Annotated in this window: 23 protein-coding genes and 1 pseudogene; 13 read left to right on the forward strand and 11 right to left on the reverse strand. The window is 41.8% G+C overall.

From position 1 onward, the window contains the following. Positions 1 to 132: 132 nt before the first annotated feature. From ACQY1X_RS21470 to ACQY1X_RS21485, 4 genes are all read left to right on the forward strand, one after another. The gene (locus ACQY1X_RS21470; RefSeq protein WP_287233396.1) at positions 133 to 795 is read left to right on the forward strand and encodes a potassium channel family protein; all 663 of its coding nucleotides are present in this window, start codon (positions 133 to 135) and stop codon (positions 793 to 795) included. Between the two features lie 33 nt (positions 796 to 828). After that, positions 829 to 1,605 carry a DUF2092 domain-containing protein gene (locus ACQY1X_RS21475; protein ID WP_430013530.1) on the forward strand — a complete coding sequence of 259 codons (777 nt, stop codon included), beginning with the start codon at positions 829 to 831 and terminating at the stop codon, positions 1,603 to 1,605. A 91-nt stretch (positions 1,606 to 1,696) separates the two neighbouring features. Further along, positions 1,697 to 1,939 (forward strand): AbrB/MazE/SpoVT family DNA-binding domain-containing protein, encoded by a 243-nt coding sequence (locus tag ACQY1X_RS21480; protein ID WP_002791939.1) that lies wholly within the window; start codon positions 1,697 to 1,699, stop codon positions 1,937 to 1,939. Further along, positions 1,936 to 2,268 carry a type II toxin-antitoxin system PemK/MazF family toxin gene (locus tag ACQY1X_RS21485; protein WP_002778731.1) on the forward strand — a complete coding sequence of 111 codons (333 nt, stop codon included), beginning with the start codon at positions 1,936 to 1,938 and terminating at the stop codon, positions 2,266 to 2,268. Before ACQY1X_RS21480 ends, ACQY1X_RS21485 begins: the two co-directional genes overlap by 4 nt. Before the next feature lie 485 nt (positions 2,269 to 2,753). On the opposite strand, the gene ACQY1X_RS21490 is transcribed toward ACQY1X_RS21485, so the two are convergent. Next, entirely contained in the window at positions 2,754 to 3,611 is an 858-nt protein-coding gene (locus tag ACQY1X_RS21490) for an IS5-like element ISMae4 family transposase (RefSeq protein ID WP_420065461.1), read from the reverse strand. Between the two features lie 322 nt (positions 3,612 to 3,933). Between ACQY1X_RS21490 and ACQY1X_RS21495 the strand changes: the two genes are divergently transcribed. After that, positions 3,934 to 4,809, forward strand: a complete 876-nt coding sequence (locus tag ACQY1X_RS21495) for a DUF6515 family protein (protein ID WP_430013531.1) — start codon at positions 3,934 to 3,936, stop codon at positions 4,807 to 4,809. On the opposite strand, the gene ACQY1X_RS21500 is transcribed toward ACQY1X_RS21495, so the two are convergent. Next, entirely contained in the window at positions 4,806 to 7,868 is a 3,063-nt protein-coding gene (locus ACQY1X_RS21500) for a DEAD/DEAH box helicase (protein ID WP_430013532.1), read from the reverse strand. The genes ACQY1X_RS21495 and ACQY1X_RS21500 overlap by 4 nt on opposite strands. Positions 7,869 to 8,069: 201 nt before the next feature. Between ACQY1X_RS21500 and ACQY1X_RS21505 the strand changes: the two genes are divergently transcribed. Then, positions 8,070 to 8,858 (forward strand): pentapeptide repeat-containing protein, encoded by a 789-nt coding sequence (locus ACQY1X_RS21505; protein ID WP_002739252.1) that lies wholly within the window; start codon positions 8,070 to 8,072, stop codon positions 8,856 to 8,858. On the opposite strand, the gene ACQY1X_RS21510 is transcribed toward ACQY1X_RS21505, so the two are convergent. Next, a complete protein-coding gene (locus ACQY1X_RS21510) occupies positions 8,855 to 9,289 on the reverse strand; it encodes an ArsR/SmtB family transcription factor (protein ID WP_002754959.1) in 435 nt (144 codons plus the stop codon). The two genes, ACQY1X_RS21505 and ACQY1X_RS21510, sit on opposite strands and share 4 nt — an antisense overlap. A gap of 35 nt (positions 9,290 to 9,324) precedes the next feature. Continuing rightward, complete coding sequence (locus ACQY1X_RS21515) at positions 9,325 to 9,495, reverse strand: metallothionein (protein WP_287233415.1); 171 nt, start codon at positions 9,493 to 9,495, stop codon at positions 9,325 to 9,327. A 343-nt stretch (positions 9,496 to 9,838) separates the two neighbouring features. Between ACQY1X_RS21515 and ACQY1X_RS21520 the strand changes: the two genes are divergently transcribed. Next, positions 9,839 to 10,483 (forward strand): Uma2 family endonuclease, encoded by a 645-nt coding sequence (locus tag ACQY1X_RS21520; RefSeq protein WP_016516541.1) that lies wholly within the window; start codon positions 9,839 to 9,841, stop codon positions 10,481 to 10,483. A gap of 87 nt (positions 10,484 to 10,570) precedes the next feature. Here the strand turns inward: ACQY1X_RS21520 and ACQY1X_RS21525 are convergent, their stop codons facing one another. Beyond that, positions 10,571 to 11,143, reverse strand: coding sequence for a DUF2808 domain-containing protein (locus ACQY1X_RS21525; RefSeq protein WP_002738348.1), 573 nt, complete (start codon positions 11,141 to 11,143; stop codon positions 10,571 to 10,573). A gap of 157 nt (positions 11,144 to 11,300) precedes the next feature. On the opposite strand from ACQY1X_RS21525, the gene recF reads away from it, so the two are divergent. The 3 genes from recF to ACQY1X_RS21540 all read left to right on the forward strand — a co-directional run bounded on the left by recF (position 11,301) and on the right by ACQY1X_RS21540 (position 16,079). After that, positions 11,301 to 12,428 carry a DNA replication/repair protein RecF gene (recF, locus tag ACQY1X_RS21530; protein WP_002747232.1) on the forward strand — a complete coding sequence of 376 codons (1,128 nt, stop codon included), beginning with the start codon at positions 11,301 to 11,303 and terminating at the stop codon, positions 12,426 to 12,428. A gap of 482 nt (positions 12,429 to 12,910) precedes the next feature. Then, positions 12,911 to 13,288: a hypothetical protein gene (locus tag ACQY1X_RS21535; RefSeq protein ID WP_430015133.1), complete on the forward strand. Its 378-nt coding sequence runs from the start codon at positions 12,911 to 12,913 to the stop codon at positions 13,286 to 13,288. A gap of 10 nt (positions 13,289 to 13,298) precedes the next feature. Continuing rightward, the gene (locus tag ACQY1X_RS21540) at positions 13,299 to 16,079 is read left to right on the forward strand and encodes a caspase, EACC1-associated type (RefSeq protein WP_430015134.1); all 2,781 of its coding nucleotides are present in this window, start codon (positions 13,299 to 13,301) and stop codon (positions 16,077 to 16,079) included. Here the strand turns inward: ACQY1X_RS21540 and ACQY1X_RS21545 are convergent. Both ACQY1X_RS21545 and ACQY1X_RS21550 read right to left on the reverse strand, forming a co-directional pair. Then, positions 16,080 to 16,821 (reverse strand): annotated as a pseudogene (locus tag ACQY1X_RS21545) (IS1 family transposase). 453 nt (positions 16,822 to 17,274) lie between these two features. Further along, on the reverse strand, positions 17,275 to 17,889 hold the full coding sequence (locus ACQY1X_RS21550; RefSeq protein WP_238142421.1) for an ABC transporter ATP-binding protein: 615 nt from the start codon (positions 17,887 to 17,889) through the stop codon (positions 17,275 to 17,277). A 520-nt stretch (positions 17,890 to 18,409) separates the two neighbouring features. On the opposite strand from ACQY1X_RS21550, the gene ACQY1X_RS21555 reads away from it, so the two are divergent. Together ACQY1X_RS21555 and ACQY1X_RS21560 are read left to right on the forward strand one after the other, a co-directional pair. Continuing rightward, a complete protein-coding gene (locus ACQY1X_RS21555) occupies positions 18,410 to 18,781 on the forward strand; it encodes a hypothetical protein (protein WP_002738860.1) in 372 nt (123 codons plus the stop codon). A gap of 266 nt (positions 18,782 to 19,047) precedes the next feature. Next, the gene (locus ACQY1X_RS21560; RefSeq protein WP_430013535.1) at positions 19,048 to 20,238 is read left to right on the forward strand and encodes a class I SAM-dependent methyltransferase; all 1,191 of its coding nucleotides are present in this window, start codon (positions 19,048 to 19,050) and stop codon (positions 20,236 to 20,238) included. A 227-nt stretch (positions 20,239 to 20,465) separates the two neighbouring features. On the opposite strand, the gene ACQY1X_RS21565 is transcribed toward ACQY1X_RS21560, so the two are convergent. Next, positions 20,466 to 20,705, reverse strand: a complete 240-nt coding sequence (locus tag ACQY1X_RS21565) for a DUF4327 family protein (RefSeq protein ID WP_002738935.1) — start codon at positions 20,703 to 20,705, stop codon at positions 20,466 to 20,468. Here ACQY1X_RS21565 and ACQY1X_RS21570 point away from each other — a divergent pair. After that, positions 20,695 to 20,856 carry a hypothetical protein gene (locus ACQY1X_RS21570; RefSeq protein ID WP_002752946.1) on the forward strand — a complete coding sequence of 54 codons (162 nt, stop codon included), beginning with the start codon at positions 20,695 to 20,697 and terminating at the stop codon, positions 20,854 to 20,856. The two genes, ACQY1X_RS21565 and ACQY1X_RS21570, sit on opposite strands and share 11 nt — an antisense overlap. A 521-nt stretch (positions 20,857 to 21,377) precedes the next feature. Here the strand turns inward: ACQY1X_RS21570 and ACQY1X_RS21575 are convergent. From ACQY1X_RS21575 to ACQY1X_RS21585, 3 genes are read right to left on the reverse strand one after another with little or no spacing between them, the layout of a single operon-like run. Beyond that, entirely contained in the window at positions 21,378 to 21,866 is a 489-nt protein-coding gene (locus ACQY1X_RS21575; RefSeq protein ID WP_016515837.1) for a diacylglycerol kinase, read from the reverse strand. A 28-nt stretch (positions 21,867 to 21,894) separates the two neighbouring features. Next, positions 21,895 to 22,407 carry an rRNA maturation RNase YbeY gene (gene ybeY, locus ACQY1X_RS21580; RefSeq protein WP_430015135.1) on the reverse strand — a complete coding sequence of 171 codons (513 nt, stop codon included), beginning with the start codon at positions 22,405 to 22,407 and terminating at the stop codon, positions 21,895 to 21,897. 11 nt (positions 22,408 to 22,418) lie between these two features. After that, complete coding sequence (locus ACQY1X_RS21585) at positions 22,419 to 22,604, reverse strand: DUF3285 domain-containing protein (protein WP_002752941.1); 186 nt, start codon at positions 22,602 to 22,604, stop codon at positions 22,419 to 22,421. Between the last annotated feature and the right edge of the window lie 146 nt (positions 22,605 to 22,750).

The following is a 22,750-nucleotide window of genomic DNA, read 5'->3' on the forward strand; positions in this document are numbered from 1 at the left end:
TACTCTATGCTAAAATCTGAACGCTACGATCTAACTTATTTATCTTCTGTCAGAGGAGGAGAGTTAGAATAGAGAGAAAATTCCTCAAAACGAGACTTGGTATATGGTTAAGCCAATTAAAGGTTCGCTGCTATGAAATTCCGTCAATTGATGCGGGCAACAGAAAATAAATACAATCGGCTGCTGGCAAATCTGCTCTCGCTCTACATTATTTACCCGTTTTTAGTATATCTACCCCTGGGAGATTGGCTGATTTTCTTTTTCTTCTCCCTCTCCCTGATCATCGCTGTTTATCAGATCGATCGCAGTAAATTGGCTTTAAGATTTAATATCGGTCTGTTTTTGATTGCCCTCCTCCTGCGAGCATTCAGCACGATTATCCCTATTTATAGCGATTTCAACCGTTGGTTCGAGCTATCTAGTACATTAATTTCTCTAGCTTTTGTTAGTTTATGTGTGTACTCGATTTTACTAGAATTAATTCTCGCCGAACAGGTCACATCTGATATCATCAAAGGGGGAATTTGTGTCTATTTTCTCTTGGGATTTTTCTGGGCATCCGCTTATAATATCGTCCAGATTTTCGAACCCGATTCCTTTAGCTCCGCCGCTAAAACCGTCAACCAGGCGGATCTACTTCATTTCAGCTTTACTACCCTGGCTACGGTTGGCTACGGTGATATAGTTCCTACCAGTAAAATCGCTAGAGTTTTAGCCAATTTAGAAGGAATGACTGGAGTTCTCTATCCCGCCGTTTTTATCGCTCGTTTAGTCAGTTTACACAATGGTCGTTAACCAAAACAATCGATCACCTTGGGGGAATATTAGATGATTATGCGTCGCTTTATCCCGATTCTTTCTTTGCTTTTGCCTTGGGTCACTGCTGCGGCAGTCTTGGCGGAAATCCCCACTCTGGCCCAGGAAATCCGCCCAAAAACGGCGGAACAAGTGATCGAGCAACTCTGTGCTAATTTAACCAAACAGCGATCGTTCACCGTCAAGATGGATGTCACCTATGACGATATACTCGACTCAGGGGCGAAAGTTCAGTACAGTGCCTATCAAAACATCTGGGTAGAGAAACCCAATCGCCTGCGCTCGGACTACACTGGGGATGAACGAGTTACCCGCTTTTTTTACGATGGTAAAACCTTCACCCTTGCGGATCTGGAACGGGATCTATACGTCACGAAACCAGCACCGAATACTCTAGATGAAGCCTTAGACCAAGTAGAACAAAGGTACGGGATCAGCATTCCCATGTCAAATCTGGCAGCGAACGATCCCTGTGCAGAGCTAATGGCCGATGTCAAGCAAATTATTTTTATCGGCAACGACATGGTCAACCGCGAACCGATGTATCACCTGCTGCTGATCGGTAGCGATCGCGATTATCAAATCTGGGTCACGCAGGATGCCACCCCCCTAATGAGAAAAGCGATTATCACCTATAAAACTCTACCCGGTTCACCCCAGTACACGGCAATATTATCCGATTGGAATTTTAATCCCAGTACCTCCGCCGATACTTTCACTTTCCAACCGGGATCAGAGTCGATCCCTATCGAACTTCTACCCCCTAGGGATAATCAATCCCAGCAGTAAACCCTGTTCATAAAATGCGATCGCTTGTCGGTATTCCCCTAAATCAGCGTTTTGATATACTTTGAATATCTAACGAATTCGAGGTGGGATCATGAAGTCGCAGATTCGACGCTGGGGTAATTCTTTAGCGATTCGGATTCCCAAGTACGCGGTGGAGGCACTAAACCTCAATCCCAATGACGTTGTTGAATGTTCTGTGGAAAACGGAAAGCTAGTAATTGAGCTAATTCAAGCCTTGCCTGAGTTAAGCCTAGAAGAACTACTGGCTGGGGTTGTTGAATCACCGGAGCCGGAAGTGGATTGGGGACGACCGATGGGAGAGGAGGTTTGGTGACATACATTCCAGAACGTGGAGATTTCCTGCGGTTGAGCTTCGACCCACAGATTGGGCATGAGCAAATGGGTAATCGTCCAGCACTGGTGGTAAGCCATATTGATTTTAATCGCAAGATTGGTTTTGCCTTTGTCTGTCCGGTCAGCAATACGCAACGCCAGAACCCTTTCTACGTCAAGATTCCAGATGGAGAGGCAGTGACAGGAGTTATCATGGTAGATCAACTGCGATCGTTGGACTTCCGAGGGAGAAAAGCGAGCTTTATCGGCAAGTGTCCAGAACGGTTGCTCCAGGATGTTCTCAGAAGAATTAAGCCGATTCTTTTCTAATCGGGACATTAGGGACTTGCGTGGGAATAATATCCCAGCCAGAAAATCGCTCTGTAGAAGAGTCAGACCAGCCAGATGGCATATTATCAAAGCGCAAGTCCCTTAGCTGCGGAGGCTGTCGAAGGCTCTCCCCCTACTTAGAGTGATCAGCAAACCTGATCGATCGGAGGGCGCAAGCTTTGCGCCCCTACAGTAACGGATTTTATGCACAATGTAGGGGCGAACTGCGTTCGCCCAAAAGGTAGATTAGAACTCTTGCAAATTAATTATATGTTATAATGATGGGTTAACTAATTTTCCCCAAAAAATTAGTTAATCAGTACATTCGTCCTGAATGAAAACTTGAAGTTTAACTTTTAACTCAAAACTCTTTAGAGCTGCTTTAATTTGGTTATCAAAACCTCTTTATTTAAGCGGCACAAACTATCTCAATTATAAAAATTGAGAATAAATTCTCCTTGACTTGATTAATCTTTAGGCAACTTTTAAGAAGCTGCTATACCTATCCCTAACTCACAGTTATAAATAGCCGCCAACAAGTTAACTCTTAAACTATATCTTCGACGACGATTCCGATATTTACAGGATAAGATTTTAAAGATTTTGAGTTTCCTATTTATATGTTCAATGATAATCCTTTCTTTGGCTAAAGCCTTGTTATACTCTTTTTCTAACTCTGTTAATTTTCTATTTTTCGATTTCTTTTTCGGTGTATAACTATTACTATGGTATGCAGCTATTCCCTGATAACCACTGTCTTCTATGCTGGTAGTTAAAGGATGAAAACGAACTCGACTTTTTTTAAATAAACTAAAATCATGACCTCTACCTTTCCCACAAAAGACACAGATAATTTCCTCGGTATTTTGATCAGCTACTAATTGGGATTTTAAAGTATGATAACCTCTTTTACCCGAAAAAAAATCTTTCTGTTTCTTTTGGGGGCGTTCAATGGGAGTTTCCGTCACATCCATTACCGTTACGACCGGTATCTCTGCTTGATTGAGTAAAGCTTTTTTTCCTTTTAAACGGAAGTTTCCCGATTGTAAAAGCATTTTTTCCGTCTTATTTACAATCCGACATATAGTTGATTCTGATAGTTCCCAGCTTGTACCAATGTGAAAATATGTTCTATATTCTCGCCAATATTCTAACGTTACTAAAACTTGTTCTTCTATAGATAGTTTAGGTTTCGGTCCCCTTTTAGATGGTGAATTAGAGTCGGCTTCAACACTTTTTACTGATTCTACCATCTTTCTATATGTTTGTTTGTACACACCGAAACGGCGTTTGAATTGTTCATCTGATAAGTTTTGATAATCCATAATTTTGCTAATAAACATAGCAAAATTATAGATGATTTCCTGACCTAAGATCACATTTTATTCTTTTTTCCACTTCAATCTAAGAATTGAGAAAAAAGCAAAACCTTATATTATACCATAAAAAAATTATGCAAGAGGTCTATTATCAAAGCGCAAGTCTCTTATCAAAAGCCTTACTCTATCCGAACGCAACCCAGATTTATCATAGAAAATGTTCCCGCCAGAGTTTGTGTAGAAACAGGAGAGCGTTTTTTTGCACCAGAAACCGTCGAACGCTTGCAGAAAATAATCTGGGAAGATAAGCAGCCAAGGCGAATAAAAAAATCAAGGAGTCCGGGCCATGAAAAGATCTTTATGTCAAAACTTATGTGTTCTTGCCGCCCTCCTTTTGGGTACAAGTTTACTGATCACGGATTATGTGGACGCTCGCGGTGGCGGTGGCGGTGGTCGTAGCGGTGGCGGTGGTGGAGCTTCCCCACGGGTTAACCGCAGTAGTGATCTGCAAAACCGAGGGAATTTTAGTAATCGTTCCCAACCCTCTAGAGATTTTTCTGGAAGACAGGGGGAACGGCAAACCAGTCAACAAAACCGCCAAGGGGAACGCACGGAAAGACAGGGGGAAAGACAAACCAGTCAACAAAACCGTCAAGGGGAACGCACGGAAAGACAGGGGGAACGGCAAACCAGTCAACAAAACCGTCAAGGGGAACGTAGCGAAAGACAGGGGGAACGGCAGAACGAACGCACCGAAAGAACCGATACCCGTCAAGGGGAACGCACCGAAAGACAGGGGGAACGGCAGCAGCAGGTTAGCGATCGCCAACAGAACCGTCAGAACTTTATTGACGATAATCGCAACGGTTACTGGCGTGGTGGCGGTTGGTACGGTGGCGGTTATTACGTCCCCCCGGGTTGGGGTTGGGTGGGTTTGACCACCGGCTTAGTCATCGGTTCAGCGATCGCTACTCTCCCCCCCTACTACAATACCGTCTATGTGGGTTCTACTTCCTACATTTACTCGGACGGCATCTATCTTCAACCTAGCGGCAGTTCCTACACGGTGGTGGCCCCGCCAATCGGCGCAATTGTCACCTATATCCCAGACGGCTGCACCACAATTACGGCTGACAATACGCTTTATTACAATTGCAGCGGTATTTACTATCGGCCTCTGTTTGAGAATGGTTCCACGGTTTATCAGGTGGTTCGCTTCTAATCAATTTCTTCTTCATCAATAATTGCCGATCGATCTAATAATAATAAATCTCGCAGGCGATCGGTATCTAATTCTGTTAACCAATTTTCCCCAGCATCTACGGTTTGTTCCGCTAATTGTTTCTTGCTTTCGATCATCTCATTAATGCGTTCCTCTAGGGTTCCCGTACAGATGAATTTATGTACCTGAACATTGCGTTTTTGTCCGATGCGGAAAGCGCGATCGGTGGCCTGATTTTCTACGGCTGGATTCCACCAACGATCGATATGAAAAACGTGATTAGCGCGGGTTAAATTTAATCCTGTTCCCCCCGCTTTCAGGGAGAGAATAAAAATCTTTGGTCCTTGGGGATCATTTTGAAAGCGCTCGATCATTTCTACCCGATCTTTTGTTTTGGTAGAACCGGAGAGAAATAATATTTCCTCGGCTAATTTTTTCTGGAGATGGGTTTGTAGGAGTTTTCCCCACTCGGCAAATTGTGTAAAAATTAAAGCTCGATCGCCTTCTGCTATCACTTCCTCTACCATGGCTTCTAAGCGTAATAATTTTCCCGATCTTTGACTGGTTTCTAAACTATTTTCTTTCAAAAAATGACCAGGATGATTACAAATTTGTTTTAGTTGCATTAGCAAGGTTAAAATTAATCCATGTTTCTGAATTCCTTGAGTTTCTTCAATTTTCTGGAGGGTTTTCTCGACTAATTGTTGATAAAGTTGTCCCTGTTCTTTCGATAAACCACAAAAAATATTCATTTCCTGTTTTTCTGGTAAATCTTCAATAATAGTTTTATCGGTTTTTAATCTCCGTAAAATAAAAGGACGGACAAGGGAACGTAAATTATGCAGGGATTCTTGATCGCCGTATTTTTCAATGGGAAGGGCAAAACGACGCTGAAAAAAGGCTTGAGTTCCTAAAAAATTGGGATTGAGAAAATCCAAAATTGACCATAATTCCGTCAGGCGATTTTCTACGGGAGTTCCCGTTAAGGCAATCCGAAATCCTGCGGGTATTTTTCGCACTGCTTGGGATTGTTTAGCCGTAGAATTTTTGATATTTTGAGCCTCATCTAAAACTAAACCTTGCCATTGTACTGCTTCCAAAGTGGACAGATCGCGATAGATTAAAGGATAACTGGTAATAACAACCGATTTATTTTTTACCTCTTGAGCAAAAGCTTGACCTTTTAATCTTTTTTCGCCATGATGCACAAAAACCCCCAGGGTGGGAGCGAATTTTCTTAACTCATGTTCCCAGTTATTAACCACAGAAGTGGGAGCCACCACTAACACGGGATTAACTAACATATCCTCTTCTTTTAATGCTAGTAAAAAAGCGATTAATTGCGGGGTTTTTCCTAAACCCATATCATCGGCTAAACAAGCACCTAAACCCCACTTTTCTAGGAAAGCTAACCAACTAACTCCCTTGATTTGATAGGGACGTAATTCCCCCCGAAATTCCCGCGGTGGGTTGATTAATTGAATCCCTTGATTGTTATTTAAATTATCAATTAATTCCTTTAATGCTCCCTCCGCTTGAAAATTAACTACCGGCAGTTTAGCAATTAGATTATTATCTCCTGAACTCAAGCGCAGGGCATCCTCTACCGAGAGATTAAGGGGAGTAATGGTATTATTTAAAATTGCCTGAGCTGCTTTGACATCCGTAGGTTGTAGGATTAACCATTTGCCCCCCACTTCCACCACTGGCGATTTTTTCTCTAATAACTTATCAAAATCTTTTTTCGATATTTCCTGTTCCCCTACCACTAATTTAAGCTGAAAGTTTAATAAACTGGTTAAACTTAATCTTTCTCCTTTTTTGGGAGTTACACTGGCAGCAATCTTAATTCCTAATCTTTGTTCATTACTACCAGCAGTTAACCCCGTTGGTAAAATTACCCCTAATCCCTGATCTTGCAATTGCCAAGCGATCGAGCGAATAAACTGATAAACTTCGATCGAATCAAGAGAACATTCCTCCGGGTGTCTTTGCTCTAAACTAATTCTAATCGGTTCGTACAATCGCGATGCTAATCCTAATCCTTTTAAGAGAATTTCCTGGGGATTATTGACAACTCTTTGATAACTATGATAACTTTCTTTCCCCTCTAACCAAATCAACTTGGCACTAATGAGAAATTCGGGATCATCTAACGCTTGTAAATAATAGGTTAGTTTCCACGCTGTCCCTAATCTGGGAGGTTGTAAAGATAAACAGACACGGTATTGATTCTCGATTAATTGGCGATTATTGCCATTAACTAAACTTTCTTGGATAGGAAACACCCAGTTATTATAAGCATTTTCTAGACGCTGTAAATTCTTGGCTTCTAAAGCAATGTCATGATGATCACCGCTTAAAGATTGTAGCCAGGGTTTTACCATCAATGAGGGGGAAATATTAACACTACTATCTATCTTTTGTCGCAAACGAGCATCGACAATATTTTTTAAGCAATCGAGAATAATTGTTTGTGGTTCGCTATTTTCTTGATAGGCAAGACAAACCGGGGGGATGGTTTGGATAAACTTAGCTAAACGAGTGCGATCGATGGTACTATCTAGCAGGGGATACCAGCAACTTTCACCCTGATTTATTCCCGCTAAAAATTTCCCCCTTGCTAATAAATCTAAACTCCAACGGTGCAAATACAGCCAAAATCGTAGATCATTGCCGATAAATTCGGCCTTAGCTAGGGGTAATTTCTCCCATAACTGTATTATCATCCCCGCAGAAAAAGTTAATCCCGATACCTGCCATGGTTGCCAAGACAAGGATTTAGCTGTGGGTTCGAGAATTTGCCCCGACAGCAGCGGTAAAAAATATTTTTTCCTTGGGGGGGAATAACTAGGCAAACTGAGCTTGATTGATTCTGGAGAATAGCGGTCAAGCTGAGGAGAAAATTTCTGGATAAATTGGGCTAATGCCCCAGATTCTAGACAAAAAGGATGATTTTCCTTTGTTTCACTTAATTCCTTCCCTTGCCACTGTTCACCCCAAAGAAAAAAAACACTATCCTGCGAACCAATCAGCCAATTACCGTGTAGAGTAGTCATTATAAAATAGGGAAATTCCTCTAAAAAACCTGCTGTTGAAAAGGTAACAAATCTCGATTTTGTCGCTTCTTCTGACCTTAAGAGCCTCTAATCTCCTATTTTAGTGGACAAGGGCTGATTTCTCAAGCAGAATCTAGTTCAGCGATTAGCCCCGATCGCATGGTTATTATCAATAATAATAACTAGAGTTATTTTTAAACTATGTACAAATCGATCGCCCTAACCCTCCTCCTCAGTCTTCCCCTGAACTTGTCCCTAGTTGGTTATGGGGAAGATTTAAACCATCTACAGCAATTATTATCCACCCGACAATGTCCCCAATGTGATCTGAGCGGTTCGGGGTTAGTGCAATCGAATCTAACTGGGGCAAAATTAAATGGGGCCAATCTCGTCGGGGCCAATCTTAGTCAAGCTAATTTAAGTGGAGCGGATCTGAGTGGTGCTAATTTAACTGGTGCTTCTTTCTTTGGTGCTAATCTGACTGGAGCGAACTTAAGCGGGGCAATCTTGACGGGTGCGGATTTAAGAGGCGCTTATCTCAATAATGCTAACCTTGACAACACCAAACTAGACACTGCATACGTGCAGGGTGCGGTGGGAATTCCCAGTAGTGCTGGTACTCCTGAACTATTCTACGGTCTAGGGATGGTGGAAGGAAAACAGGGACGCACCAGCACGGCTATAGAAAATTTTAATAAGGCCTTGACAATCAACTCGGAATATGCTCCAGCTTATCTGGCCCGGGCCATGGCTCACTATCGTCTGGGACAAAATGCTCTAGCGGCCCAGGACGCTCAAATGGCTTCGACTCTCTTTGAACGACAAGGCAATACCCCCGGTTACGAAGCGGCAGAGAATTTTATTAAAGGCATGGAAATCGCCCTAAAACCGCGAGAACAAGGTGGTGGCAACGCTCAATTAGACCAAATGGTGCAGGGGATTGGTTCTCTGCTCCTACAGTTTGTTTTACCCGCTTTGGGACTGTTTTAATCCTCGTCCGCTGGCTCTTCTAAATGTTCCGAGACCGCGTAATAAAGGTCAAGAACATGATGATCGGCAAGACGATAAAAGACTCTCCGTCCCTGTTTTTGGTATTTAACTAATCTTAAGGCTCTTAGGGTTCTTAACTGGTGCGATACGGCCGATTCACTCATCCCTAAGTCGTCGGCTAAGTCACAAACACATAATTCTTGTTTGGCTAAAAGCGACAGAATTCTTAGGCGGTTGGCATCCCCCAAAAGGCTGAAAAATTCGGCCATTTTTTGGGCTTTTTCGATTTCTAATCCCTGCAAGTGCTGGAATTTCGCCTCTTGGTGATGGGATTCCCCACAAACCGGTGCTATTTTCTCTAGGGCCATATTTTTTCCTGATCGGTTATTAAGGGAAAGTTGAGAAAGGGAGGTATCGATCAAATCTTCCATGCCGATACTTGTCCCCTTCTCCCTAATAACTAAATTTAAACGCAACGACAGCCCTGGTGTCCACAGCCTTTCTCGTTCTCGTTAACGTGACCATTGGCACAAGCTTGGGAACAGTAGTATTGATCGTTTTCTTTGATGGCATCGGCGATCGATACTACACACAAACAGGATTTACAAGCACATTTCATCATGGTGACAGCGATCATGGTTACTACCTCTGAACTTCTTTACTGACTTTAGTATAACATCTGAACAGATGTTCATGGATTGAATAAAGTTAAATTTTTCTAAAACTCAGACGGGAAAGTTAGGGCAGTCATCTCAAGGGTGAGGTGGGAAGTTCTCCTTGATCAGTGATCAGATTTGAGTTTTCAGTTTGCATATAGAGCTTTTCACGTTACTGAGGTATCGACAAGTTTTGCCAACCAAGAGTTTAAGCCCCTTGCCCATGCCTCATTCTGATGAAAACTGCTATATATAGTCTAAGGTAGAAAAAAGTTAAATACTGACTAAACCGCCCAATCATAACAACTGAGCCGACAAATTCTGATGTTATTAGCATTAAAACAACTAACTGTTACCCCAGGCGATCGCCTGTTGTTAACTTCACTCACTTGGCAAGATTATGAAACAATTCTTGACGAATTGGGAGATCGACGGTCAATTCGTCTATCTTATAGTCAGGGAACTTTAGAAGCAATGACTCCTCTTTTTATTCATGAAAACACCAAAGTTTTAATCGGGGATTTGGTTAAAGTTCTTCTGGATGAATTAGAGTTAGACTATGAACCCGCTGGATCGACAACCTTTAAAAATCATAAAATGGATCAAGGAATAGAACCAGATGAGTCTTTTTATATCGAAAATTGTCATGCTATTCGGGGAAAAACGCGCCTTGATTTGGCGATTGATCCCCCTCCCGATTTAGCAATTGAGATTGATATTACTAAGCGAACCAGATTTAATAATTATGAGCGATTGGGTGTTCCTGAATTGTGGCGATATAATGGAGAGAGACTAGAAATCAATGTTTTGCAAGGATCAGAATACGTTGAATCTTGCCAAAGCCGACTATTTCCTCAATTTAATCTAATAGAAAAAATTCCAGGAACGCTACAAAATAGTCAAAAAATCGGTAGTGCCATGGCATTAAAACAATTCCGAATTTGGGTCAAGCAAACGCTTAATCCCTGACCTCAAATGAACAACGAAGTCAGGGAACTGAGGTTTTCTACTGTCTTTTTACTGCTCACTGATTACTGTTTTTAGACGCAGAACGGCCTACCAGCGATCGCCAGCATCGTAAATTGTTAAACGTCCGACTCCTAGAGCTAATCCGGGAGAATTGTCTCCAGGGGGATAAGCAGTAATTCCAAACTGATAGACACCACCATAATCGGGATTTCGTACTGGTTTCAGACCGATGGAAACGGTATTACCGGGGGGGACAGGAGGATCAAAAATGACCGTAATCGTCTGAGTATTGGGGTCAAAAGTAGTGGATTTTAGGGTTAATTTTTCGCCTCGCTGATTGCGATCGCCAAGAAAAGCAAAAGTTTGATCAACAAGAAAAGCAATAGTTTGAATATTAGGCTGCTGTTGTATAGTTACTTTGCCCAAGGGCGCCCCGAGAGACGGCGGCAGAGCGATGGTAAGATAGTATTTTGCACCCCAAGCACGCACGGATTGGAAAGTAGCGAAGAAATTAACCAGAGTGGGAGAACTCTCAAAAAATACTCTGCCATCGGGAAATTGTCCTGCGAGAGACACAGAAGCATCAAAAGCGAGTATAGCAATCAAAGCGAGTTTAGATAGACTTTCAGTCTGTTTTAAAGGCAAAAAGGGAATCTTCAAGGTAAAAGCTACTATAAAATATTGATTGTCAAGGAGAATTATAGCAAATTCACTTAACCCTCAGCCGCTGCCATTATCAGTGATCAGTTATCAGTGATCAGTTATCAGTTGTTTTCTCCCCACTCCCCCACCCCCAATACTTAACCCCCAACTTGCAATGTATCTCGAACACCTGCACCTTCACAGTTTTAGAAATTATGCCGAACAGTTGCTAAAATTCGAGTCCAAAAAAACAATATTATTGGGCAATAATGCTCAGGGAAAATCCAATTTACTAGAAGCGATCGAACTTTTGGCCACTCTCAAGAGCCATCGAGTCAGCAAGGATCGGGATCTAGTGCTAGAATCGGACTCGGAGGCGAGAATTTTTGCTAGGGTTAATCGTCTTTATGGAGCATCAGAATTAAGTTTAATTCTCCGTTCTTCCGGTCGTCGCACCGTGATCCGTGACCGTCAACCCCTGCGCCGTCATCTCGATTTTTTGGGCGTGATTAATGCGGTACAATTTTCTAGTCTCGATCTGGATTTAGTGCGCGGTGGTCCGGAAGCTCGCCGAGATTGGTTAGATACTTTATTAATTCAATTAGAACCCCTATACGTTCATATTTTACAGCAATATAATCAGGTTTTACGACAAAGGAACGCTCTTTTAAAAGAGATTCGTAAACAGGAATTAGAGGGAAAAGTTTATGCGGATTTATCCCAACTAAAACTCTGGGATTTACAATTAGCAGAAACTGGTTCAAGAGTTACGAGAAGAAGGGCGCGAGTCCTGCAAAGATTAATTCCTTTAGCTCAAAAATGGCACGAAAGTATTAGCGGAAAAACTGAATATCTAGAATTACAATATATTCCCAATGTGCCTTGGGTAGAAGATGATGTCAATGGGGTACAAACGGCTTTTTTAGATAAAATTGAAACCCGTCGTTTGGCCGAGAAACAGCTAGGGACATCGGTAGTCGGTCCCCACCGGGATGAAGTGGATTTTTTAATTAACCAAAACCCCGCTAAATCCTACGGTTCCCAAGGACAACAAAGAACCTTAGTTTTAGCCTTGAAATTAGCAGAATTACAGTTACTAGAGCAGATTATCGGGGAACCTCCCCTACTACTCCTCGATGATGTTTTAGCGGAATTAGATATCGAACGACAAAATCAATTATTAGATGCGATCGAAGACCGTTTTCAAACCTTAATTACCACCACTCATCTCAGTTCTTTTGAGTCTCGCTGGTTGCAATCTTCCCAGATATTTTCTGTCAAAAAGGGACATATTTTTTATTAGTCTATAGCCTCTCTTTGTTTGTCTCTTTGCTAACGATATACACCCATAATTTTATCCCCCCTTAATAAGGGTAGGGCTATTTCATTCTCAAGAAAAAAGGAGAAATAAGGCGAGAAACGAAATTTTAGCGACCTAAAGACAATAATTGGGAGATGCTGTGCTGATTGTGGTCAATTCCCTTTGTTAAAGAATCATAACCCTCTAACCTGTACAAGGTTAAAACCGGGAGCATCTCACCTTTGTAACCCCTAAATCAGGTTTTATGTCAAGCTATTTTGAAAGCCTTGCTAGAAACCATTTTTAGGGACAAGTATAATTACTCACTTGCATAAATGAGATGCTCCCAAGAAATAAGAAATCTGCACTCGGCAAGGGGCAGTATGAAAATGGGATCACTTATTTAGATTTCAGATGGTATATGGTAAAATTTGCATAATTCAGTAAGATTAGTATTATCCTATATTATTTCAACTCAACTTCCTATGAGTAACAAATCTACGATTAAATTGCTGATCGCTTTTAACGATCCTAACCTGGAGCCTGAAGAACGCGACAAACAGACCCAAGTATTACTAACAGAACTAGAACAGGCAGATGAAGTTGAATCGGTTAAACGCATTCTTGATCCCAATCCCCCTGAAGGTAATAAGTCATTGGGCGGTTTTTTGGGTGGAATCTTAATGACCGAAGTTAACCCCGCTAATGGCAAAAAACTGTTAGGGTTTCTTGGCGATCGCCTGGGAGGTAAACCGATAGAATTGTCGGTAGAGGCCAATGGTCGCAAGTTGACGGTTAAAGCTCACAGTCGAGAAGAATTGGAAATGGCTATTAAAGCGGCTCAAGACTTTATCTCAGGTTAAAGAAGGTATTATGGCAAAATTTGCTTTGTTAATTGGTGTGAGCGAGTATTCCGCAGGATTGCGTTCAATTTCTAGCGCGACTCAAGACATTGAAGCAATGCGCCGAGTATTAGAGCATCCAGACATGGGAGCCTTTGATCAGGTTACAGTTTTGCCTAACCCAGACAAAGGGAGCATGGAAAAAGCAGTTGAGGATTTATTTGCTAATCGACAGAAAGATGATTTGGTGCTTTTATATTTTTCTGGGCATGGACTTAAAGATCAAAAGGCTAGATTTTTTCTAAGTACAAGAGACACTGGGCGTGATCAGAAGGGAAATTTTTCTCTTGCAACAGCTTTAGCGGCAACTAAACTTCAAGAGTACATCACAGATAGTCATTCCCAAAGGCAGATAATTATTCTCGACTGCTGTTTTAGCGGAGCATTGGTTCAGGGAATGCCAATCAAAGGGGAATTTAACATTCAAGAGGAATTAGGAGGTAAAGGAAGGGCGATTTTGACCTCTTCTAGTCCAATTGAATATTCTTTTGAGTCGGAAGATAAAGATTTGTCCATCTATACAAAATATCTAGTTGAAGGAATTGAAACTGGTGCAGCAGATCAGGATGGTGATCAATTAATTTCTGTTAATGAATTGCATGAGTATGCCAGCGAACGAGTAAAGGAAGCTGCCCCGGCAATGACTCCCAAATTTTATCTTTCTCTTGAAGGAGAGGATACTATTTATTTAGCCAAATCTCCTCTTGCTGCTAATGATCCTAAATTTAAGTATCGTAAAATAGTTGAGGATATTATTAAAAAGTGGAATGATGAGGATATTAAAGATTATTGTTTTAAGGAGGAAGACTTTTCTGCTGCAGATAGGGCAGTTTTGGATGCAACAATAGATCAATTAAATCTCTCACCAGATGAAGCCAGAACGATTGAAACAGAAGTTCTTAACCCACTGCTACTGCGACGAGACAATATTAAGAAATATAGGAATGCGTTTCGGAAAATAATAGCTGCTGCTAATCATACTCCATTGAAAAACAAAGATAAAGAGAGTTTAAAGAAACTGCAAATTATCTATCGACTCAGGGATGAGGATATTCAGGTGATTGAAGAAGAAGTGCAAAATGAGGTTTATCCCATTACTCCGACGATTCCACCAATCACTTCGCCTTCTGCAAAAATCGCCCAAATTTTGCATTCTATAAAAACTTTAAAGCCCCAAAATTTCAAATTAAATCTGCCAGTTAGCATAGGAATAGCATCAATAGCAGTTGTAAGTTTATTTGCCATTTATCGCCCTGATAATTGTCCAAAACAAACGGGAGACTTTATTAGTGAAGGAGAAGAAGTTCTTAATTACTCTCAATCGTTTAACAAGAAGAAAGGTACAGAATATTTTGCACAGTGTGATTATCAAAAAGCCCTGTTAAGATTTAAGGACGCATGGCAACAGGATAGGCTAGATCCAGAAACGTTAATTTACTTAAATAATGCTTTACTAGAAGCCAATAAAATGCCATATTACACGATTGCTGTTGCTGTTAGTATTCCCAAAAATCAAAATGACTTTAATGATGATGATGGTGATAGTCGAGCAAATGAAATGTTACGAGGAGTAGCGCAATTACAAACAAAAATTAATCTGGGACTTTTAAATGACAATGATCCATTCCTCAAGTATTTTCCAGATCAAAATTTTATCAACAAAAAAGCGATTAATGGTAAGGGATTAAAAGTTGTCATTACTAATGATGAAAATGACGAATTACTAGCCCAAAAGACAGCAAAATCTCTTTCCCAGCGTCCTGAAATTTTAGGGGTTGTTGGTCACTATCCCAGTGAAATGACTGTGGCAACGGTGGATATTTATAAGGAAAATGATTTAGTTTTGATTTCTCCCGGATCAACGACTAGCGAGCTTACTAAATACCCCAGAAAAAATTTCCTGCGAACTGTTTTTTCCAGCGATCAACAATCTCCTGCCATTGCAAAATTTTTGCAAGAAAAGTCTATTAAAAAAGTGGTAGGCCTTTATAGTGAAGGAAGTCCATTTAGTGAATCTTTTTTTAATAGTTTTAAAACTATTTTTACACGCCCTCCATTCTCTGGAACTGTAGTAAAATTAGATGAATTTGATCTGGGAAATAATTTTAATGAAAAAGAAGCCATCCAAGAGTTACGACGACAGAAAGAAGAAAAAATAACAGAAACAATAGGGCTTGTACTATTCCCAAAAGCAATTGGCGATGCTCAAGGCGATGCAATTAGACTTATAAAACTTAATAATAGTCAAAATTGGGTTATCGGATCATGGGGGCTTCGTAGTTCTCGTACCTTAGAACAAATTAACAACCTACAACCTTTTCAAAAGTTTGTTATTGCGGTTCCTTGGGATTCTTTAACCAGTCCTAACAAAAATTTTCTTAAGGATGCCAAAATTTTATGGACTACAACTTCTGTTAATGCAATAACAGCCCTATCCTATGATGCAACGCTTGCTCTAACAAAAGCTCTAGAAAAGGAAAATACTCCCACACGAATTAATATCCGTGAACAATTAAAGTCTCCTGATTTTCTTGTCACTAAAGGTGCAACTGGGACAATTAAATTCGATGAAAATGGCGATCGCAAAAAAATTGATGAAAATGGCGATCCCCAAAATCCCTCCGTAGAATTTGTTCACATTGTGGAGTGTCGGACACTAAGTTCAGATTTTGCTTTTGTCCCAATCAAGTATCCTACTGCTAAAGATGCTGGTTTATCCTGTTTAAACTCACCTAAAAAGCCTAGTCCCTAGCTAATCAGGGTTGGCTGAAAAAGTCTGGGTGGTGATTCGGTAGTAGTGATGGCGGCTTAATCCTTTGCTTTGCTGTGCATTGTAGTCATGGATAAAATACCAAAGGGTTCCCCAAGGTGATTCTCCATTTTTTTAGAGAAAGATAGACTCTCTCTCACCAGCCGAGAAATCCTTTGTCGAAAGGTATTATTTAATCTTTCAATAGGATTAGTTTGACCAGTTTCTTTTCCGACTGGTCGATGACGTTTACTAGGAATTACTGTCTTATAGGACTCCCAAAAGTCTGTGTAAACAACCGCGCATTGTCGGTAAACACCTGGTAAACTGGCCCCAAAGTTTTTTAGCTGATTGACGACTCCTATCTCCGCGCATAGCAACCAATAATTTCCCTTGTTTTTCTATCAATTAACCGCCAAATATAAACCTTGATTGTTTTAGAAAAAACAAAAGACCACATCTCATCACATTCTGTAACTAATTTACCTTTTAGTTTGTCCGAAACCTTTATTTGACGTGGGACAGATGCCAATTTATTGTTGACATAATTTTGTAAACATGACCAACTTACCCCTGTTACTCTGGCAATTCCTCGTAAGGAAATTCGTTCGAGCAAGAGTTTATCAATTAATTGTTTGGTTTCGTCAGAGACGGTTTTATTAGTGGGATTGATCACAAACTGACGACCACACTCTTTACATTGACGTTTGGGTTTTCCATTATGAATAGAACCATTCTTGATCATATAATGAGAACCACAATTAGGACAGGGGAATAGAGGTGAAGGGGGGATTTTGTTCGGTGCTAGACTGATATTTGAGTAAGCCAGACAGAAGCCAGAAAAAGATATTTATCAGAAAAGTCATGATCAAGCTAGAGGTTTAAAGACTGATCGGGTTCCAATTATTTTTATTAATAAATATTTTACACAATTCATACCAGGTAAGCAAGAGGGCTACGCCACTACTACCAAATCATTACCAAGTGATTAAGTAGGTAGGTGTTAAAAGTTCTCAGGCACCCCCCTTATCAAGGGGGACAGGGGGGATCCCCCCGCCCATCAGCACCCCCCTTATCAAGGGGGGCAGGGGGGATCAGACGCAAAATCTATCTTCAATTTAATTATAACTACTTACTTATAAACTGTAATGATTAAACAATAGAGCGAGAAATTGAAATCCCTAAAGGGATCAAGTGACTATATCTCGTCGCTGCGAATACTATCCACCAAATTCTGTCGCATCTCTAGGAATTCTCGGGATAGCCGCAAAGAAGCCGGGGTTACCTCGTGGTCACGGTGGGCAAAAGGATTGACGATATCCTTAACCACGCGACCGGGACGAGCGTGGAGGACAACGATGCGGGTGGCGAGTAAGAGAGTCTCTTCCACGTCATGGGTGATGAAAAAGATCGTTTTCCCTGTTCTCTGCCAAATGCCTCTGAGATGGGTTTGGATCGATTCGCGGGTGAGCGCATCGAGTGCGCCAAAAGGTTCGTCCATGAGAATAATCGCTGGTTCGGCGGCTAGGGTACGGGCGATCGCTGATCGTTGTTGCATCCCTCCGGAAAGCTGATAGGGGAAGAAATTCGCCGCTTCCGAGAGTCCCACCATCTCCAAAGTGGCGGATACCCTTTGTTTTCGTTCCCGATCGCTCACTCCTTTCATTTTTGGCCCAAACTCGACATTTTTGGCGATCGTTAACCAAGGGAACAGGTTAGGACGAGAGAACCACTGAAACCACCGCCGATAATGGCGATCGCCAGTTGAGAAACAGTCACATCGGTCATGTCCTTGTCCTGTATTATAATTCATCCAAGATTGTATTATGCTTCATTTAGAATACAAAGACAAGGCTGCGATGCTACGGGGCGGCTACATCTAAAATGAGAGTGCCTGGTGAACTATCCCTAAATTGACGAAGGTAGTAGCTTCCTTTACTGTATCCTTCGATTCTGTGGCAAAATCGGGCATAATTTGGTAGAATTCCTTCAAATAAAAATGAAACAACAGATTGATTTTATTCTCGATACAACCAAGAAATATTAAAGTAATCTTAAGGTTAAGATAGTTTTAAAATGTAGCAAATGTACTTGGTATTCACAATTTTAAAAGCACAACCCCAAGGATAGAATCGAGTAAAGCCAGTTTCGGCTTTGTTTGGCATTCAAATTTGTTTAAGTCCCATTAGAGTAGAATTGCAGTAGGAATAGGAACTGGCAGAAAGTCGGTTACAAGGTTGGTGACTATGAATTTCCGGGGAATTTTTCTTAGATATCTCATGCTGGTTCTGGTGTTGACCCCAACGCCGGTTTTAGCCCAGCAGACAGATGTTATGATCGCACCCACTCAAATTGATATCGTGGGGATGAAAGGAGCGATCGCAACTCGACGTTTATTTGTGAAGACTCCCCAGCCTATTGAAGGAATGCAGCTGATTCCTCCCGATCTCAATAGCTCTGATGGAACTCAAATATTACCGCCAGCAGCAGTCCAGATTCCAGAAATGTCGCCCAAACAGCCACAAAACCGATGTCAAGCTTCAGGTATTGAAAGAATTACTGCTAGTCTAGAAAAGTCTAATGAAGCAATTCTCCCTGTCTGTTTTGACTTAAAAGAAGCCCCTAGCGGAGAATTTTCCAGTCAGCTACAACTCAGCTATCAAGGGGGACAGCAGCTTGTTCCGATTATTAAACCTCTTGCATAATTAATTTTTGAGGGTTCAAAAACGGTAAAAATAAGGATTCAATTGCATAAAATTCTTAAATAGACCATTTAATTGATTAATGCTCATTCTTAATTCTCCTGACTACTGGCTCCTGACTCCTGACTCCTAACCCTAACAACAATTTTTGATTTTTACAAGAGGTCTATTTACCCTCGACCAACTCAAAAAAACCCCGGCTGACTTTCCCGATCGCTGCCGTCTGTGAGACAATCGATCGAGTGTTATCCTAAACTCTGCCAATTTTCATGTCCGACGACGCTACTATTCGCACTGCTGTACAACGTCTCTACAATACCTATCCTTTCCCCCCCGAACCGCTCCTAGATGAACCTCCTCCCGGTTACAATTGGCGCTGGAATTGGATTGCTGCCTATAACTTTTGTTGTCATCGTAAACCTGAACGAGAGGATATCCGCATTCTCGATGCGGGTTGTGGTACTGGTGCGGGAACCGAATATCTGCTCGCGCTCAACCCTTTTGCTAATATAGTCGCTATAGATATCAGTGAAAAAGCCCTAGAAATTGCCAAAGAACGCTGTAATCGTTCGGGAGTCGCACCAAAACACCGAGGTTCTCTGGCTTTTCACCATTTACCCCTTGAATCCGCCACTAATCTCCCCGGAGAATTTGATTTAATTAACTGCGTCGGGGTGCTGCACCATCTCCCGGACCCGATTAAAGGTATTCAATCCCTCGCGCAAAAACTGGCCCCCGGTGGTCTGCTGCACATTTTCGTCTATGCACAATTGGGACGCTGGGAAATCCAGTTAATGCAATCTGCGATCGCACTTTTGCAAGGAGACCGACGCGGGGATTATAAAGATGGGGTCGCTGTCGGCCGAGAGATTTTTGCCTCTCTACCAGAAAATAATCGCATTTTGAAACGGGAAAAAGAGCGTTGGTCAATGGAAAATCATCGCGATGAGTCCTTCGCTGATATGTACGTTCACCCCCGGGAAGTGGACTACAATATCGATACCCTCTTTCAACTGATTGATGCGTCAGGATTAGCCTTTATTGGCTTTTCTAACCCTTCCTACTGGCAATTAGAGCGTTTATTGGGTAAATCCCCCGAATTGATGGCTAGAGCGCAAAATTTAGGGGAAAGGGAACGTTATCGCTTGACGGAATTATTAGACCCCGAAATCACCCACTATGAATTTTTCCTCGCTAAACCACCGATTCTGACTGCCGATTGGTCCCGGGATCAAGTCCTAGAGAATGCAGTGGCCGAAGTTCATCCCTGTCTTTATGGTTGGCCTAGTGCAAGTGTTCTAGATTACGATTATCGGCCAGTTAATCTCTCGGAGAGAGAATTTGATTTTCTACAAGCTTGCGATGGTCGTTTAACCGTGGGAGCAATCGATGCTCAAGTTGGTTTAGGATTAACTGGTGTGCGTTCTTTACAACAGCGCCAACTACTGATTTTAAGTTAGGGAAAACTTGGGGATGTTAGAGATAGCGTCCCTTGGCAATCGGCAACTTTTAAACTAACTTGGCTAAATCTTGCCAAAAATTCTTGTTTCTTAACAATTATCCCCCTCTCTCCCCATAGTTTCAGCCCCAGAAATGACTAGGGCTGAATTATAATAGTTATATAGAGTGGACAAGGCTGATAAATTTCTGATTGGTCCGATTTTTACCCAGATCGGCAAACGGGGGTTTAGTCATTATCCCAAGATTCCGAGGCGATTAAGTCACCAATTTGATCCCTGAGAAGGTAGTCACACCGTTCTAGTTCACATTCAACACAAACCCACTCCCGAGGGGGAATGAACTGACAGAGGGTGTAGATCGGTTGGTGTCTGCTCACTACCCCCTGTTCTACCATCTGACGGACTTCGTCCTTAATCATCCTGATAGAGTAAGCGGTGGGAGCGGTGGAGAAAGTTATGGCACTCATGGGAGATTTCCTGCAAGATCTACAAAAAAGTCTTATCAATAACTATACTCTAACCTATAAGGGGACAAAAGAGATTTTTTGCTGTATCGAGGATGACAATTTTTTATATATAGCGAAACCCTCTCCCCTCGCCAGTTTAGGCTTAGGTTAAGAAAAGTTAAATTCATCGGCTAAAAGCTGTCGAGTCCCCTTATGTCAAATCAGTGATCAGTGATCAGTGATCAGTTATCAGTGATCACTGATCAGTGATCAGTTAAGCTGTTGACTATCTAGAGTTTGCTGAATAAATGTGAAATGTAGGCAAGGTAAGGGTTTTGGGGCTTTTCTTGCGAAACAGGTGCAAGATTTTGAGAGAATCGTGGTTCAAAACCTTGCATCTTCATCGGCCCGTGTCCTGTAGGGGCGAAGCATTCGGGCAATAACCTATCGCTGAAACCGGAGATTTTCTATCCGAATGCTTCGCCCGTACTTTTTGCCGCAAATCCTATCTAAAGACTGCACCGGAGTGCTGGAGTTGGCAGCAGGGAGAGGAATTCAGAGCATTTGTACTTAATTTTTCCCTAAGCGTTTTAAAATCAGTACATATGATCAGTGATCAGATTTGAGTTTTCAGTTTACCGTTTACTGGACGGCTACGCCGTGCCTTTGGCAACACTGAAAAAAGCTTCCAGCTTAAACTAATAAATGGGGAATAAAAATAAAAGCCGCTACGAGTAAAGCGGCGATCGAGGCGATTAAAACGGCACCAGCGGCACAATCTTTCGCTATTTTGGCTAAATCATGGTAGGATTGCCCCACCGTCAGATCTACCACTGATTCTAGGGCAGTGTTAATTAATTCTAAGACCATCACCAGAGCGCAGGTAAGGGTGACAATCGCCATTTCCATGGCATTAACCCGCAAAAATAAGCCCCAACTAATCGCTACTAGGGTCATCAGGGTGTGAATGCGAAAATTTCTTTGACTAACAAAAGCATAACGGACTCCGGCCCAAGCGTAGCGAAAACTGACTAACAGATTCGAGGCGACTTGCCAAGCGTATTCTCTTTGACTGGGATTGTTACCCTCACTCACCTGTCCCGATCGAGGGATAAAATTATTGTTGAGATAGGGATTAGATAGGCTGGTAGATTGGTTGGCTTGATGATAGTTTGTCTTCATATTCCTCAATAATGCTTGACAAAAATAACTAACTATGTATCGGCATTTCGACGGTTTTTAACAAAGTTTCCTGTAAAGATAGCATTTCTAACAGACTTGTTTCATCGGGATGGTCCCAACCCAAAAGATGTAAACAAGCGTGGGCAGTTAACCAGGCCAATTCTCGCACCAAAGAATGATTTTGTGTTAAAGCCTGTTGTTGTGCTGTCTCCACAGAGATGATAATATCCCCCAAATATAAAGGTTCTGTCTCTAAAATGCCCTCATCCACTGGTAAATCCACTTCCAGAGCGGCAAAAGCGAGAACATCCGTCGGTTGATCTTTGTGGCGATATTGGGAATTATAGGTCTGAATTTCTCGATCGTCTGTTAAACGCAAACTTAGTTCATAACCGGCGGCAACCGGGAGATAATCCGATAGATAGCCTAACCATGTTTCTAACCAATAGTGCCAAGTTTCCCCATCCACAGGACTATTTCCGGGATCAAAATAATTATCCTGTAGGCATAAATCCACCCCTAGGGGCAAAGTCTCACTCACCAGATTTCATCCTAGGGACGCGTCAGATAGGAAATACCGACAAAAAAGCCTAATAGGGCTGCTGTAGTCAAAAAAAAGTGTTTTAACGAGACGCCTTTTTTCTTGACCATATTCCGCATCGCCAGCTTGACGTAACTGGGTTGCGCTTCGGTGGCGGTTTCTACTGCGGGGTCAGTGGTGCTAACAGGTTCAGTCATCAGTAATTCCCCAGACAAGGATTGATCGCTATAAGTGTAACAGATTATTAAAGAAGTGCAAAAAAAATTCAATTATGGGAAAAATTGTTACCCGTCCGGGATAGTCAAAACCGCTCAACTCCCCCACACCCCACACCCCACACCCC

The sequence above is a fragment of the Microcystis protocystis FBCC-A270 genome (assembly GCF_050500235.1).
Classification (GTDB): Bacteria; Cyanobacteriota; Cyanobacteriia; order Cyanobacteriales; family Microcystaceae; genus Microcystis; species Microcystis ichthyoblabe_A.